General features: G+C 40.2%; 12 protein-coding genes. 4 read left to right on the plus strand and 8 right to left on the minus strand.

The features are described from left to right. Positions 1-8: 8 nt before the first annotated feature. Positions 9-278: a DNA-binding protein gene (locus KDU71_RS11495; protein ID WP_212190998.1), complete on the minus strand. Its 270-nt coding sequence runs from the start codon at positions 276-278 to the stop codon at positions 9-11. 233 nt (positions 279-511) lie between these two features. On the opposite strand from KDU71_RS11495, the gene KDU71_RS11500 reads away from it, so the two are divergent. From KDU71_RS11500 to KDU71_RS11510, 3 genes are all read left to right on the plus strand, one after another. Beyond that, positions 512-946 carry a VOC family protein gene (locus tag KDU71_RS11500; RefSeq protein WP_212191000.1) on the plus strand — a complete coding sequence of 145 codons (435 nt, stop codon included), beginning with the start codon at positions 512-514 and terminating at the stop codon, positions 944-946. Between the two features lie 128 nt (positions 947-1,074). Further along, positions 1,075-2,406, plus strand: coding sequence for a DEAD/DEAH box helicase (locus tag KDU71_RS11505; protein WP_212191002.1), 1,332 nt, complete (start codon positions 1,075-1,077; stop codon positions 2,404-2,406). Between the two features lie 31 nt (positions 2,407-2,437). Beyond that, on the plus strand, positions 2,438-3,424 hold the full coding sequence (locus KDU71_RS11510; protein WP_212191008.1) for a diacylglycerol/lipid kinase family protein: 987 nt from the start codon (positions 2,438-2,440) through the stop codon (positions 3,422-3,424). Between the two features lie 81 nt (positions 3,425-3,505). Here the strand turns inward: KDU71_RS11510 and yidC are convergent, their stop codons facing one another. Together yidC and KDU71_RS11520 are read right to left on the minus strand one after the other, a co-directional pair. Continuing rightward, complete coding sequence (yidC, locus tag KDU71_RS11515; protein WP_212191018.1) at positions 3,506-5,350, minus strand: membrane protein insertase YidC; 1,845 nt, start codon at positions 5,348-5,350, stop codon at positions 3,506-3,508. A 22-nt stretch (positions 5,351-5,372) separates the two neighbouring features. Continuing rightward, a complete protein-coding gene (locus KDU71_RS11520) occupies positions 5,373-6,974 on the minus strand; it encodes a CTP synthase (RefSeq protein WP_212191031.1) in 1,602 nt (533 codons plus the stop codon). Between the two features lie 359 nt (positions 6,975-7,333). Between KDU71_RS11520 and KDU71_RS11525 the strand changes: the two genes are divergently transcribed. Then, complete coding sequence (locus KDU71_RS11525) at positions 7,334-9,901, plus strand: phosphoenolpyruvate carboxylase (RefSeq protein ID WP_212191033.1); 2,568 nt, start codon at positions 7,334-7,336, stop codon at positions 9,899-9,901. A 77-nt stretch (positions 9,902-9,978) separates the two neighbouring features. Here the strand turns inward: KDU71_RS11525 and KDU71_RS11530 are convergent, their stop codons facing one another. From KDU71_RS11530 to KDU71_RS11550, 5 genes are all read right to left on the minus strand, one after another. Continuing rightward, positions 9,979-11,262, minus strand: a complete 1,284-nt coding sequence (locus KDU71_RS11530) for an alginate export family protein (protein ID WP_212191040.1) — start codon at positions 11,260-11,262, stop codon at positions 9,979-9,981. A gap of 73 nt (positions 11,263-11,335) precedes the next feature. Continuing rightward, a complete protein-coding gene (gene nrfA, locus KDU71_RS11535; RefSeq protein WP_212191042.1) occupies positions 11,336-12,850 on the minus strand; it encodes an ammonia-forming cytochrome c nitrite reductase in 1,515 nt (504 codons plus the stop codon). A gap of 18 nt (positions 12,851-12,868) precedes the next feature. Beyond that, entirely contained in the window at positions 12,869-13,453 is a 585-nt protein-coding gene (nrfH, locus tag KDU71_RS11540) for a cytochrome c nitrite reductase small subunit (RefSeq protein ID WP_212191051.1), read from the minus strand. Between the two features lie 195 nt (positions 13,454-13,648). Further along, a complete protein-coding gene (gene hcp, locus KDU71_RS11545) occupies positions 13,649-15,280 on the minus strand; it encodes a hydroxylamine reductase (protein WP_212191053.1) in 1,632 nt (543 codons plus the stop codon). 195 nt (positions 15,281-15,475) lie between these two features. Next, positions 15,476-16,360 (minus strand): 4Fe-4S binding protein, encoded by an 885-nt coding sequence (locus KDU71_RS11550; protein ID WP_212191055.1) that lies wholly within the window; start codon positions 16,358-16,360, stop codon positions 15,476-15,478. Positions 16,361-16,374 lie beyond the last annotated feature (14 nt).

Consider the following 16,374-nt stretch of genomic DNA (forward strand, 5'->3'; position numbering starts at 1 on the left):
AGATTGCACTAACTCTGAACTTGCGGCTTCTTGCCTTTAAGAATTTCGCGGGCCATTTCCAGGATTGTCGTATCATCTAGTTCCACAATACCGCCATCGGGGCCTTGCTCAAGATGTATCCCTACACTTTTACCTCGATCGTAGTTGGCACCGCCAAAGTAATTTCTTACTGTTTCTACGTCGAGGTTCAACTCTTCTGCAATTGTGTGAATGCTTCCATCAGGCAGACTATCTTTAATCTTCCTGAGTTGATTAAATGTGATTGTTGTTGTACTCATATTGAAAAGGTTTAATAGTAAATATAAGTCTGTCTTAAAATTAAAAAAAATAATGGAAAATTAAAATTTGCTTGACGCTAATTACATCTGCAAACATTCAGAAATGAATTTTTAGTAGATGAATCTGAATTTAAAATAAATGGAGCAGGCAAGTAGTATGTATTACATATCCATTATTGGCACTAGTGTAGAAAAAGTATTATTTTAAAGCATTCTAAATAAAATATTTTGCTATGGCAACAATTAATCCTTACATCAATTTCAACGGAAGCTGTGAAGACGCTTTCAATTTTTATCGAAACGTATTTGGTGGCGATTTCGAATATGTGGGACGATACAAAGATATGCCCTCAGAAGAACCCATATCCGAAGCGGATGCCAATAAAATAATGCATATCTCATTGCGAATTAGTAACGAAACTGTATTGATGGGCAGTGATACACATGAAGCCTTTGGGCCACCATGCGTGGCGGGCACTAATATCTCCATCTCTGTTAATACAGATTCAGAAAAGGAAGCTGAAAACATATTTAATGGCTTATCAACAGATGGGCAAATAATTATGCCGCTTGGCAAAACCTTTTGGGGCTCCTACTTTGGCATGTTTACCGATAAGTTTGGTATTAACTGGATGGTGAGCTACGATTACGAGCAGGAAGGATCATGAGGCTACATGGCTCATCAACTGGAGCGAGTTTTAATGCCGTTTTTGCGATAAAGCCTTAGCTTTTGCAAAGTAAATATTAGTTTTCCCAATAAACACATTACTTTTGCAGAAATTAAATTTTTGACGTTTTGAAGTTTACGGAATTAAATATTAATAAAGTGCTGATTAATGCACTGGAAGATATCGGATTAGAAGAAGCGACACCGATACAGGAGCATGCATTTCCTGTAATCATGTCTGGCAGAGATGTGGTTGGAATTGCCCAAACGGGTACTGGGAAAACCTTTGCTTATATCTTGCCGATATTACGTCAGTTGAAGTTTTCTCAGCAACGCCATCCGCGAATCCTGGTGCTGGTGCCAACGCGGGAACTGGTTGAGCAGGTAGCAGGTGAGTTTCGTAAATTGACAGAATACATGAGCGTTCGTATTGGTGGTGTTTATGGTGGTACCAATATTAATACTCAGAAAGAGCTGGTGTATGAAGGTTTGGATGTGTTGGTGGCTACGCCTGGCAGGTTAATCGATTTATGCCTGACTGGCGTGTTACGTTTGAAGAATATCCAGAAACTGGTGATTGATGAAGTGGATGAAATGCTCAACCTGGGTTTTAGGGCTCAGCTGGAGCAGATACAGGAGCTTTTGCCAGATAAGCGTCAGAATCTGATGTTTTCGGCTACCGTAACGGAAGATGTGGAGCAGCTAATTAAGCAATGGTTCTACGATCCGGTAAGAGTTGAAGTAGCAGTTACCGGTACACCCTTAGAGAAGATATTTCAATCGGGCTATATCGTTCCAAATTTCTATACGAAACTGAATTTGCTTAAGCATCTTCTATCCACCGATGAGTCGATGGATAAGGTACTGGTGTTTGTGCAAAGCAAAAGTCTGGCTGACTTACTATTTGATGAGTTGGAGAAAGATTTTCCGGAACAGATTGGGGTGATTCACTCCAATAAATCTCAGAATTTCCGTTTCAGGATGGTAGAAGAATTCCTGGAAGGTCAGAGGCGGATATTGTTGGCCACCGACCTTATTGCCAGGGGTATGGATATTAACCAGGTGAGCCACGTTATTAACTATGATTTACCAGAAACAGCAGAATCTTATATTCACCGCATAGGTCGTACAGGCCGTGCCGATACCGACGGTATTGCCATTGCCTTTGTGGAAGAAAAGGATGAAAATATTTGGGCATCTATCCAAAAACTGATGAAAAAGCAAGTGCAGCTGGAGCCTGTACCAGCTGATGTAAAAGTCAGTGAAAAGCTATTGGAATCGGAGAAGGAGGTATTACCTGGCATGATGGTGAACAAAGCACCTAAACCAATAAGTCAAAGGGGTGCTGCTTTTCATGAAAAGAAAGATAAGAATAAAAAGACTAACCAAGGAGGTTCGTATCGGCGGAAGCTAGCCGCCAAATATAAGAAACCTAAAACAAGAGGACAGAAACGAAAGTAATTACTATCTTAACTCAGCTATTTCTTTTGCAATGAAAAAACATCGTGTCCTATTTCTTATTAATCCCATATCGGGTATTGGTAAACAGCGAACAGTAGAGAAAGCTGTTGGAGATGAGATTGACCATGAAAAGATTGAGTTTGATATTGCTTATACTGAATATGCCGGCCATGCACGTGAACTAGCCAGGAATGCAGTGGGTAAGTACGATGTGGTGGTGGCTGTAGGCGGAGATGGAACAGTCAATGAAGTAGGATCATCATTGATTAATACCACCACAGCTTTGGCCATAATCCCAACAGGCTCGGGCAACGGACTGGCTCGTTATCTGGATATTCCTTTACGCGTTAACAGGGCTTTGCAGGTTATCAACCATTTGGTAAAAAAGGATATCGATACGCTTCGGGTGAATGAGCAGGTATCATTAAATGTGGCGGGTATTGGCTTTGACGGACATATCAGTCATCAGTTTGCCAAAGAGAAGAATAGAGGGCCGGCAGGTTATGTAAAGCTCATTACAAAGGAATATGCTAAGTATAAATCTTCGGTATATCGTATTTCTATCGATAACAAGACCTACGAACTGCCCGCCTTCATGCTTACTTTTGCCAACTCATCGCAGTGGGGAAACAACATTCATATTGCTCCTCAGGCAAAAATTGATGATGGATTAATTGATGTATGTATTATTAAGGAGTTTCCAATCTACGATGGGCCATCCTTGTTAATTAGTATCTTGGATCAGAGTGTTGATCAGCGAAGGTATGATGTTGTAACCAGGGCTAAGCATATTACCATTGAAAGTGATGAAAAGTTAGTAGGACATTTGGATGGAGAGCCGGTAGAGTTGGGGCACAGGGCCGAAATTAGAATTCATCCTTTATCACTCCGGGTCATTATTCCTCCTAAAGATTTCAGGAAAAACCTGCTGGATCCACTTATGGAATTAAAGGAGTTTTTACCGCCGATACCACAGCTGCCTAATTTGCCTAAAGGCTTCAGGCAGATTAAGAAGTAAGTGTTATTTGTAAAGTCATTTTAGGATACAAAAAAGCCGTTCTAACATCAGAACGGCTTTTTAATTACATATGGTAACTAATTATTTCTTTTTACCTTTTTTGCCTGCTTGCGCCTGTTGGCGTTGCATATCTTCTAAACGCTGCTGGAATTTCGACTTCTTAACTGGCTTCTTTTTGTTAGCGTTAAGTTTTGCTAATAAAGCCTCTTCGTCTACAAAACGACGAATTAATAGCGTTTGACCAATGGTTATAAGGGTTGAGATAAAGTAATAGTAACTCAAACCTGATGCGTAGTTGTTAAAGAAGAACAGGAACATCACCGGCATCATGTACATCATTCCTTTCATACCAGGCATTTGTTGACTGCTCTGTGTCATCTCCTGGTTAATCTTGGTATACACAATATTGGTAATGGCCATTAACAAACAGAAAAGACTCACATGATCACCATAGAACGGAATAGTAAATGGTAATTCAAAGATAGAGTCGTATGATGATAAATCCTGCGCCCAAAGGAAAGCTTCGCCACGCAGCTCAATAGAGGCGGGGAAAAACTGGAACATCGCAAACAGAATAGGCATTTGCAGCAACATTGGCAAGCAACCACCCATTGGGTTAACACCAGCTTTGCGATACAGTGCCATGGTAGCCTGTTGGCGCTCCATTGCTTTTTCCTTTGGTATCTTGTTGTTGATTTCCTCAATTTGTGGCTTTAGCACCTTCATCTTAGCCGTTGATACATACGATTTGTATGTAAGTGGGAAAAGAATCAATTTAATAAGGATAGTTAGCAACAGGATAATGATACCATAGTTGCTGATAAAGCCCTCGAAGAAGTGGAATACCTCAATTACACCCAGGTTGATGTAGCGTAGAAATCCCCATCCTAAATAAACCAACTCGCGCAAGTCGTAAGCCTCATCGTAGGGTTTCAGAGCTTTAAAATCATTTGGGCCGAAGTAGAAATGAAAATCAAGGTTATCATTACCTGTATAAGGTACATTTACCAAGGCACTGGCGTTCATAATTAAACGCTCATTTTTATCTTCTGGTGCTTCTGTAGCTACTTCTCCACTTACAAAATCATCCTTGGCAATAAATACCGATGAAAAGAACTGATCTTTAAATGCTACCCACTGTACTTTTGTACTTAATTTTTCTGACTTAGAACTTGTGGCCACAATGTGATCAACATCTTCCTGAGCAAACTTGAAATAAACACCTGCTCGCTGACGCTCAAAGTCCGGTGCTTTTTCCTGAGCGTCCATTCGCATATTCCATTCAATGCCTAATGAGCCTGTGTTTGTAGACATGATGCTACCCATATTGTTGGTGGTGATATTAAAATCAGCCATGTAGCTGTCATCAGGTAATGCATATGAAAATACCAGCTTTCCTTCCGCCGCGTTAATTACAAAATCGGCTTTGTTGCCAGATGTTGAAGCCACATCAAAAAACAGGTCATTGGTGTGGAAGTTACGATTGCTATGTGTAAAGTAGAAGCCAAATTTATTCTGGTCGCCATTCATTAGTACCAAAGGCTGGCCATCATGCGTTTTATAGTCTTTTAGTTCAACCGAGTAGATGCGAGCACCTTTGGTTGAAATCTTCATCTTTACCAGATTGTTTTCTAAAGTCACAAACGATTGCTCACCCTCAGCTGCACTGGCAAATAAGCCGAAGCGATCTGATTTTTCCTGCGCAATTATTGAAGAATCCTTTTGAGCTTCCGCTTCCTGGGTTTGTTGAGCTTTAACTGCAGCAGTCTGAGCTTCGGCTTCGGATCTTAATTGCTCAACCATGGCAATTGAGTCTCTGCGTCGTTGCTGTTGTGCCAGCTGCTCCTCAGATGGCTTGTTAATCCACCAGAAGAAACCCAGAATAATCGTGATTAGTATAATTCCGGTTATCGAATTTCTATCCATTTTATTACTTTGTGTGTTAAGTTTACTCTTTTATTGCGGCCTTGATAAATGCCATAAATATAGGATGTGGTTTTAAAACGGTACTGCTATACTCAGGGTGAAACTGTACGCCCACAAACCATTTGTGCTTTGGTAATTCCATAATCTCAACAAGACCCGTATCCGGATTACAGCCAGCTGCCTTCATACCAGCCTGCTCAAATGCTTCCAGGTACTCATTGTTGAACTCATAGCGGTGGCGGTGACGCTCCTGAACAGCTTCTTTACCATAGGCTTCATATGAATTAGTACCCTTTTTAAGGTTACAGTCATAGGCGCCCAATCGCATGGTACCACCCATATCAGTCACATTCTTTTGATCTTCCATCAGGTCGATAACAGCATCAGGAGTGCGGTTATTCATCTCTCTTGAATTCGCTTCTTTAAGATTGAGCACGTTGCGGGCGAACTCAATAACAGCACATTGCATACCCAAACAAATTCCCAGGAATGGAATGTTGTTCTCACGTACATATTTTATAGCTGATAATTTTCCTTCAATACCTCTGTGTCCAAACCCGGGCGCAACTAATACGCCATTAAGCCCTTTAAGCATATCGGCAGCATTTTCGTTGTTAAGCTCTTCTGAGTGAATCAGCTCAATCTTAACTTTTCGATCATTGTATGTAGCAGCATGTATCAGTGCTTCAATGATTGATTTGTATGCGTCAGCCAACTCCACATATTTACCGACCAAACCAATTTTCACTGTTTTTTTGGCTCCATGCAGTTTACTTAAGAAACCTTTCCATTCTTTTAATGCAGGTTTCTCTTCAATAGGTAAGTCCAGTTTTTTCAGTACAATTTCATCTAAGCCTTCTTCCTGCATTTTAACAGGTACTTCGTAGATGGTGCTTACATCAATTGACTGAATAACAGCCTTGCTGTCAACATTACAGAACAGGGCTACTTTTCTACGGATATCCTGAGAAAGTTCATGCTCTGTTCTCAACACCAATACATCCGGTTGTATACCGTTTTCAAGCAACTGCTTAACGGAGTGTTGTGTAGGTTTTGTTTTTAATTCACCTGAAGCATTCAGATAAGGTACCAGAGTGAGGTGCACCACTGCAGCATGATTACCTAATTCCCACTTTAACTGACGAACGGCTTCAACATATGGCAATGATTCAATATCACCAACGGTTCCTCCAATCTCAGTAATCACAAAATCATACTTGTGCTTAGTGCCAAGCAGTTTGATGTTGCGTTTAATTTCATCGGTAATATGAGGAATAATCTGAACGGTTTTTCCCAGGTAATCGCCTTTACGCTCTTTATTAATCACATTCTGATAAATACGACCGGTTGTCACATTGTTGGCCTGCGATGTTGGTACATTCAGGAAACGCTCGTAGTGTCCCAAATCCAAATCTGTTTCGGCACCATCCTCTGTCACATAACATTCGCCATGCTCATATGGGTTGAGGGTCCCAGGATCAACATTTAAGTATGGATCAAGCTTTTGAATGGTTACTTTATAACCTCTGGATTGTAATAATTTTGCTAACGAGGCTGATATAATTCCTTTTCCCAACGAGGAGGCAACTCCTCCGGTTACAAATACGTATCTTGTTTCCGGCACAATTATAGTTTTATAAGTTTTCCTAATGACTCTTACGAGCGAAAATTACAAGCTACAAAGGTAGAAAAATACCTAAAATAACCGTTAACTTCTTTTTAAATAATACTGCTTTGTTTAATTCGTTTAGTCAATTTCAACCTAGCTTAATAAGTACCTCCCTTCTTATTTAAAATAGCAAATGAACTGATTTAGTGATGTAATCCAAAGCATTACAATGAACTTATAAAAAAGTCGTAAAATATAATAGTATTACTCTTACAAACATCTTATCTTTGCATTTGTTATTTAAAAGGCAAGTTTACTTACAGATGAAGTGCCATTGTCCTATAAATAATATCAATACACAAAATAAGAAAAGAATGAACCAAATTGAGAAGTCGTATCGCGAACTGGTGGAGTTGAAATATCAGTTGTATAACAGCTTGTTTCTTACGCTGCCACTTCATGCTGTTCAGCAAACAGGGCTTTTATTACCATTGTTGAACGAAGCGTGCGTAAAAGGATTGGAGAATGGCGAATCGCCAACAACTATTGTCAATAATTTTTTCAAAGAACACAAGCCTGAGTTAACGGAACGTGAACGTATCTCGTTCTTATTTAAGATTATACAATATGTTGAGCGTCAAATAGTATTGATAGATGCATTGGAGGAAGCTGCCTATACCAAAATTCACCGTATGAATGATTCGGATTCATGGGGGCGCATTAAGCAAAAGGTAGAGAACCGCAAGCTAGATCAGCAGATGGATGAATTGTTGGATAGCTTTGGTATCAGGGTTGTACTAACTGCTCACCCAACTCAATTCTATCCGGGACGAGTACTGGCGATCTCAACAGATTTAACAGAGGCAATCACTAATGATGAAGTTGGTTATGCGCGAGATCTACTTCAACAGCTTGGGAAAACACCCTTTTATCGTAAGCAAAAACCTTCGGCTTACGATGAAGCCATTGCATTAACGTGGTATCTGGGTAATATCTTCTATCCGGCTGTTGGCCAATTGCTTGATCGTATTGATGAGTTCTTTCCTGGTAAGATTGATCATAATAAAGAATTAATAACCATGGGCTTCTGGCCAGGCGGCGATAGGGATGGTAATCCGTTTGTGACGGTTGATACGACCCTAAAAGTTGCTCGAAAGTTGCGCTTTACTTTGACCACATGTTACCATAATGAGCTTAAGGCTATCAAGAGGCGAATGAGTTTTCCCGGTGTTTACGATATTATTCATGAGCTGGATGAACTTTTTGTTGAAGAGCTTACCAATGCATCAGGTGAAAGAAATGTAGACTTAAACCATCTGCTGAATCAATTAGATAAAGTTGAGAAGTTGCTGGAAGAAGAGCATCAGGGATTGTTTGTAGACAAGATAAAATCCTTTAGACGTAAAATTAAGCAGTTTGGCTTTTTCTTTGCAAGTATTGATGTGCGTCAGGATAGTCGCGTGATAGGAAAGGCTTTTAATGAAGTAATGCGCGTGAATCCTGGTCTATTCCCTGAAGATTTGTGGGAGCGAACTGAGGTTGAACAATTGGATTTATTGTTAAAGGCAAAAGGCCGCATTGATACAAGCGTTTTTGAAGATGAACTGGTGCGTGACACACTCGAATCAATGAAGGCGATAAAAAGTATTCAAAAAGAAAATGGCGAGAGAGCTGCACATCGTTACATCATAAGTAACTGTCGAGGAGTGGTTGATATTGCAAAAGTTTTTGCCTTAGCACGCTTGTGTAGCTGGGGTGATGAGCCTTTATCGATTGACATTGTTCCTCTATTTGAAACAGTAGATGATCTGAAAGGTGCAGGACAGTCAATGAAGACACTTTATAATCATCCAAAATACAAAACACATCTAGCCAACCGCAAGAATAGACAAACGGTGATGCTTGGTTTTTCTGATGGTACAAAGGATGGTGGCTACCTGATGGCTAACTGGGGTATTTACAGGGCCAAAGAAGATATTACCTTGATTTCGAGAGAGTACGATGTGGAAGTAGTGTTTTTTGACGGGCGTGGCGGACCGCCGGCGCGAGGTGGTGGTAATACACACCTGTTTTATTCGGCATTGGGTAAAACCATCGATAGCCATCAGATACAGCTCACTATACAAGGGCAAACCATTAGCTCACATTATGGCATTAAAGAAGCAGCTGCACACAACCTTGGCCATTTGTTAACAGCAGGATTTGAAAACAACTTGTTTAATCGTGCTGATTCTGATTTAAGTGCTGGTCAGCGCGAGTTGATTGAAAAAATGTCAGTGGTTGGTTATGAGAAGTATGCGGCGCTTAAGGCTCATCCCTTATTTATTCCGTTTTTGGAAGAAAGAAGTACCTTAAAATACTATGGATTAGCCAATATTGGCAGTCGCCCTTCGAAACGAGGATCTAGTGATAAACTGGAATTTGATGATTTAAGGGCTATTCCTTTTGTGGGAGCCTGGAGTCAGTTGAAGCAGAATGTACCAGGCTTTTATGGGTTGGGAACTGCTCTGAAAGAACAGGAAGATGCGGGTAAGCTCGAAGCTTGTCAGGAGCTGTATAATTCATCTATCTTCTTCAGAGCCTTAATATCTAACAGTATGCAGAGTATGAGTAAAACCAACTTTGCATTAACAAAGTACATGGAGCAAGATAAGAAATTCGGTGAATTCTGGAAGATTATCTACAATGAGTACTTGTTAACCAAAGAGATGGTTTTGAAGGTGTCTGGCGATGCTGAGTTACTGCAGGATAATGCCCGTAGCCGTAATAGTATTCGATTGCGTGAAAGTGTTGTGCTGCCATTACTGGCCATTCAGCAGTATGCGCTTATAGAGATTCAGAAATTACAGGATAAACCAGAAGATGAGCATCTGGCGCTCTATGAGCGGATGGTTATGCGTTCGCTGTTCGGAAATATTAATGCCAGTCGTAATTCTGTCTGATATAAAAGCATAGGCATAGATATAACAAGAGGCTCAGTCATAATGACTGAGCCTCTTTGTTATATCAAACTAGTTATTTAGTCTTTTTTCGTCTCAAATAAAGTAGGTTTAAAGGTTAGTTGAACCCATGCCCAGCTATTGCCTGTGCTATTTTCTTCAACACCTTTGATGGCATATAGAGCATCTTTAGCAAACATATGTGAGTAACCAAAATCTAACTGCACCTGACCTTTATGAGAATATCCGCACCATAAATCAATTTCAGTACCTAAGCCTTGGTTGAAATTATCAAGTTTACCATCAGCGCTAAAGAAGTGAATGGCTCCATTGAATTTAACTTTACCAGGTTTAAAATCACCTTTGATGTAAATATCATTCAGTCCAACATTGTTTCCATGATTCCCAACGTAGAAATAATCCATGAATCCATTGAACTTATGGTTTGTGCCGTATAATGGAGCGAAAGAATTTAATTTGTCAGCACCAGATTGATCAGTCCCAGAAAGAAGTTCGTAACCAGCACCGATGTTAGCTTTCTCATTTAATCCCATTATGGCGTCAATCGAAAAGTTAAATGCCGAAAGGTCTACTTTGTCATCTGGTGTTCCAAAATTATTTTTAAGAACTTCTTCTCCGAATTGATAGTACAGATTACCAGCTAACTTGATGCCGCTTATTTCAGTTTTAATATGAGTTCCTAAAGTGCGACTGCAAATAATGTCTTGTTTTGTAACTGTGCCATTTGCAAATTCAAGGTTTTGAGTTTTTCCGTTATTAAGGAATAATATACTGGCAGAATAAGAGTCACCTTTTCGATTTAACCATAAAAACTGCATGCGTTTATAGGCATCAGGACCTGTGTAAATGTTGTTATTTAGGTTTTGGTTGTGATATGCAAATCCCAGGTGGACATTAATTTTTCCTTGGTATTTTAATAACGCCAAATCATGCGAACGAGCTTGTTGAGCCCATCCTACACTACCAAGAATGCGATGGTCGTCATAAACCAGTTGTTGACGACCAGCTTTCAATGATAGCTTCTTATTCATAAACCATTCAGCCCACGCTTGATGCAGGTATACAACGTTATTGCCATTTGTAGTGAGTTGCCTTTCAGCTCCCCATTGACGAACATCTTGCATGACAACACCTATTGCGAAATCATCATTTTTAAAATCTAAATTTAGACGTGTTCTTTGTGTAGTAATTACTGAAGCATCTTGTCCCTCAAATGCTGGTGTTTTAACCCCATGGTTATATTCTGTTCGCGGTCTTACTTCTGCAGATATTTTAACCTGCGCATATAGCGTGCTTCCTGCTAACAATAAGCCAGCAAGAGCAAATATGTATTTCAGTTTCATAAATTTTTTGATTTAGGTGAATGTACTAAGCCCTTTTCGAAACAATTTATTGCCTCGAAAAGAGCTTAAGTATTTATTTCATTGAAACAGTATAGCCTGATTCACGTTTTTTGCCTTCTTCTTTCCATTGAGGCAGCACATTTTTCAGGAATTCATTCTTTTCAGATTGAAGCTTTTCAACTGGTAGGCCAATAAATTCCTGAGCTTTGGCTTTTGTTGCGATATCGGGATATGGCACCTCTTCATTATGTCCTAAGTCGGCCAGCAGACGAGCCAGTTTAATGCGACCTTCCTGAGCAACTGTAATACCTGTAGAGATAACTCTCCCAGTTTCAACAGGTGAGTGGAATGAGCCACCATGACTTGCTGCAGCGTAATCCCAGCGCCATTGAGCATGGCGGATATCGGTTAAGATACCTTTCATCTGCTCTTCGGTTGCTCCCAAGTCCCAGGCTGTTTTAGCCTCAACGTGCATGCGTACAATCAGCTCTTCTAATTTATCACGGTTTTCGATAATACGATCCTGACGCTCATAAACATCCTGCACCAGGCTGGCTGTTTCTTCACGGTGACAAACCTGACATGAATTAGCTACATTATTAAGAGGGCTTTGGATATGGTGATCGGTGAATTTCACACCACCTTCACTCTTATAAGGCATATGGCAATCAGCACATGATACACCGCGTTTAGCATGAACACCAGTTAAATATACTTCATAACCAGGGTGCTGGGCTTTAAGCATTGGCGCACGGCTCAGTTTATGTGTCCAGTCAGAAAATTCTATTTCATCATAGTATTCTTCCATTGCTTCAACGCTCATGCCTTTATCCCACGGGAAGGTTAGGTATGGTGAACCAGGATGACTTTTTTTATCAAAATAGTACTCTACGTGACATTGAGCACATACCAATGAACGCATTTCCTGATGGCTTGCTTCGTTAATATCTTTGCCCATTCTTTCGAAGGCTTCAACAAGAGCCGGACGAGTTATTTTCAGGTTCATTGTTTTAGAGTCGTGACAATCGGCACATCCGATGGCATTCATTACCTCAGGTCCTTTTTGCTCCCATGTGCCTTTATAAAATTCGGCTGGTCCCATTTCTGCCATTAAACGAGGTACGTCCGGACTTTTACAAGTCCAGCATGTGTTTGGCATCGGGCTTTTCTTTTCGTCAGAAGGAGCACCGGTACGCAGTGTGTTGTGAATATCCTCAACGGCATACATATGACCGCGTCCCTGATTGTAATCTTTTGAAAAACCATAACCAGCCCATAGAACCACCAATCGAGGATCTACCTCCAGCATATCAATCATCGCTCCACCATTGTATTTGCTGGCAAAGGTGGTGTCTTTAGTTTTCATATAGGATTGGTATTCCTTAGGGAAGTTCTGGCCCCATACCTCATTACGAGGCTCTGTTGGTTCGTGTTGAACTTTAGGAGTATATGCAAAAACTGCCTCTGCTCTGCGTTCCATCACAGATGACGCCAGTAATCCAAGTAAGAAAACTGCAACTATGGTTACTAAAAATATTGCCCAGCCTAGCCAGGGTTTGTCTTTTATTTGTTCACGTATAGGTTTCATATTCGTTTTTGATTTAGGTTATTTCTCATTTAATTCTTTAAGCCAATCAGGGAGAGGACTCTCCGGAACCGGCACACGGGCATGAGGCACGCTTGATAAGCTATTGACCCTACCATGAGGTGTTTCGCGATGACACTCCCAACAAAAGCGGTCGCTAATGTTTTGATGAACATCAGGTTTATAAGCCAATAGTTTGTCGTCCGTAATGAGTTGCTCATGACATCTGACACAGTTTTGCTGAACGACGTGCTGGCCTTCTTCTTTGATAAAGATAACTTGTGGTTCGGCACGCATAGTGAAAACAGAAGCGTGACGCATACCATCCTTAGCTTTAAAAAAATAGGTATTCAGTACATTGTCGTGTGGCACATGACAATCATTACAGGTGGCGACTTCTCTGTGTGCACTATGGCTCCATGTGGCAAACTGAGGTGCCATAATATGGCAATTGACACAGGTTTTGGGATCGTCTGAAAGGTACGAATGTGCCCGGGAGACATAAAAAACATAGAAGCCCAAACCAACAAAAACACCTGCTGCCAGTATTACAGGCACTTTCCAGTGTTCCGGAGGTTTAAGAAAATCGTAGAATTTTTTTGGCATACACTTTTTAGATTTAGATTAGTGAATAAAAATTAAAGTATTTAATAATGATAATCAATCATACAGGTAGCTAAATGCTTATTAATAACTGTTCTAAATAATTCTATATTAGAATGATAGAATATACAAAAGCCTGCATGTTTGTGAAAGATGCAGGTTTTTGTATATAATTATCTGATAAGTCCAATTGTTACTTTAATTAATCCATTTTTCAATATCCTCCTGTGGAGTACTGATTGTTCCTATACCAAACGTGTCAACTAATATGTTTGCTACATTTGGAGATAAGAATGCTGGTAATGTTGGCCCAAGGTTGATATTTTTAACCCCCAGGTGAAGGAGTGCTAATAATACTATTACAGCTTTTTGCTCATACCAGGCAATGTTGTAAACGATTGGTAAATCATTGATGTCATCAAGGCCAAATACCTCCTTAAGTTTGAGGGCTGTTACAGCCAGGCTGTATGAGTCGTTACACTGACCTGCATCCAATACGCGAGGAATACCACCGATATCACCTAAAGGCAATTTGTTATATCTGTATTTTGCACATCCGGCAGTTAATATTACAGTGTCTTGTGGTAATTCGCTGGCAAAGTCCGTATAATAGTTGCGATCTTTCATCCGGCCATCACAACCAGCCATGACCACAAACTTTTTAATAGCGCCTCCTTTTACAGCTTCAACTACCTTATCGGCCAATTGTAATACCTGATTGTGAGCAAATCCTCCAATTATTTCTCCGGTTTCAATTTCGGTTGGTGCAGCACATTTTTTGGCATGTTCAATAACGGCAGAGAAATCTTTTGCCTCACCATTAACTCTGTCGGCAATGTGCGTACAGCCATCAAAACCAGAAGCACCAGTTGTATAAATACGGTCTTTGTATGAAGCTTTTGGTGGTACAATACAGTTGGTGGTGAATAGGATAGGACCGTTGAATGTTTCAAATTCTTCGGTTTGCTTCCACCAAGCGCTTCCATAGTTACCAACAAAATTCTCATATTTCTTGAATTTTGGGTAGTAGTGAGCTGGTAACATTTCGCTATGCGTATAAACATCCACGCCTGTACCTTGCGTTTGTTCAAGCAATTCCTCTAAATCCTTTAAATCATGACCGCTTATTAGGATACCAGGCTTATCGCCAACGCCAATGTTTACTGATGTTATTTCAGGATTACCAAATGATTCGGTATTGGCCTTATCCAATAAAGCCATTACATCCACACCAAACTTACCGCATTCCAATACCAATCCAACTAATTCATCAGCTGAGATATCTTCAGATAGTGTGGCCACTAAAGCTTTTTTGGCAAAGGTGTAGATTTCCTCATTCTCATATCCCAGATTCCAGGCGTGCTCACCATAGGCAGCCATTCCCTTTAAACCATAGGTCAACAACTCTTTTAATGAGCGTATATCCTCATTTTCGATGGATAAAATGCCAATTAGTAAAGCTTTTGATTCCATGGCATTTTCATCATCGGCTCTATAAGTAGCGCAATCATGAAGTGTATCTGGTGTATCAATCTGTGCTTTAATTTCATCTTGAAGGGCGTATCCTTCTTTGATTTTAGCTGCAATTTTATTGCGATCAAAATTCGCATTGGTAATAGTGATGAATAGTGAATCGATGATAAATTTATTGGCTTTCGCACCATCGATTCCTTTTTTGTCAGCCAATTGACTTAAAAGGGCAATACCCTTAGTTGTGTATAATAATAGATCCTGAAGGTTCGCAACATCCGAAGTTTTACCACAAACTCCTTTAATTTCACAGCCTGTACCTTTGGCCGCTTCCTGACATTGATAACAAAACATACTCATGATTATCTGATTTTAGTTATTGATTGTGTTTTTAAATTTCAGTTGTTTACAGAAAGTGAGAAATGCCGTAATGAGTTGACTACCCGGATGGATGATTGAGGCACTTCTCACCTAACCCTTATTTTAATAGACATAAATGTTATCGGCTAAAGCAGGGGCTTTTTGAAGCCCGCTGCTTGTTTCCCTTTGCCCAATTTATACCCACTCTTCTTTTAATATTTCACCTTCTATTGAAACCACCGCCAGTTTAAGAGGAATCTTTCTGGAGGCCTGTTCTATTGCCATTTTGGCTTGTTGCAGCAGACCACCACAGCATGGTACCTGCATAATAGCAACTGTTAATGTGTTTATTTTAGCCTGGTCAATCATTTGTACCAGCTTATCTACATAAATATCCTGGTTGCTGTCAAGTTTAGGACAAGCGATGCCAACACTTCTTCCTTTTAAAAACTTACTGTGGAAATTGCCCATTGCAAAAGCTATGCAGTCAGCTGCCAGTACCATATCAGAATCTCTGAAATAAGGTGCCATTGGGTTGACCAGATGCATCTGCACCGGCCACTGTCGAAGTTCAGAAGGTGCGTCACCTGTATTTTCTGAAGCAGTTGGTGCTGCTGTTGGTCGTTCAATAGCGCGTGCTGCTGATCCCGGGCAACCGCCACCTGCATGTCCTTGTTGCATAACTGATGTTTTAGGTTTATGAACCTGGCGGATAACTTCATCAACTTTGAAGATTAGTTGTGCTTCGTTCTCTTTGAGCCAGTTAACAGCCTGTTTTAAAAATGTTACTTCGTTATGATCTTTTAAGTGCTTTAAATGAGCTACAACAGTATTAATGCCTTTGTCAACCATTATCTCCATCACCTTAATTTCATCATATGGCTCAGCTTCACGTTTTTCAATGGTCATCGCATCTTGTGGACAATGATTCAAACACGCTCCTAATCCATCACACATCAGGTCGCTAATTAAACGTGCTTTACCATCAATAATTTGTAAAGCGCCTTCGTGACATGAAGGAATGCATACTCCGCAACCATTACATTTATCTTCGTCTATTTTAACTACGTCTCTTATCATTGTATTTATTTTTA

It is taken from the genome of Carboxylicivirga sediminis (assembly GCF_018156225.1).
Classification (GTDB): domain Bacteria; phylum Bacteroidota; class Bacteroidia; order Bacteroidales; family Marinilabiliaceae; genus Carboxylicivirga; species Carboxylicivirga sediminis.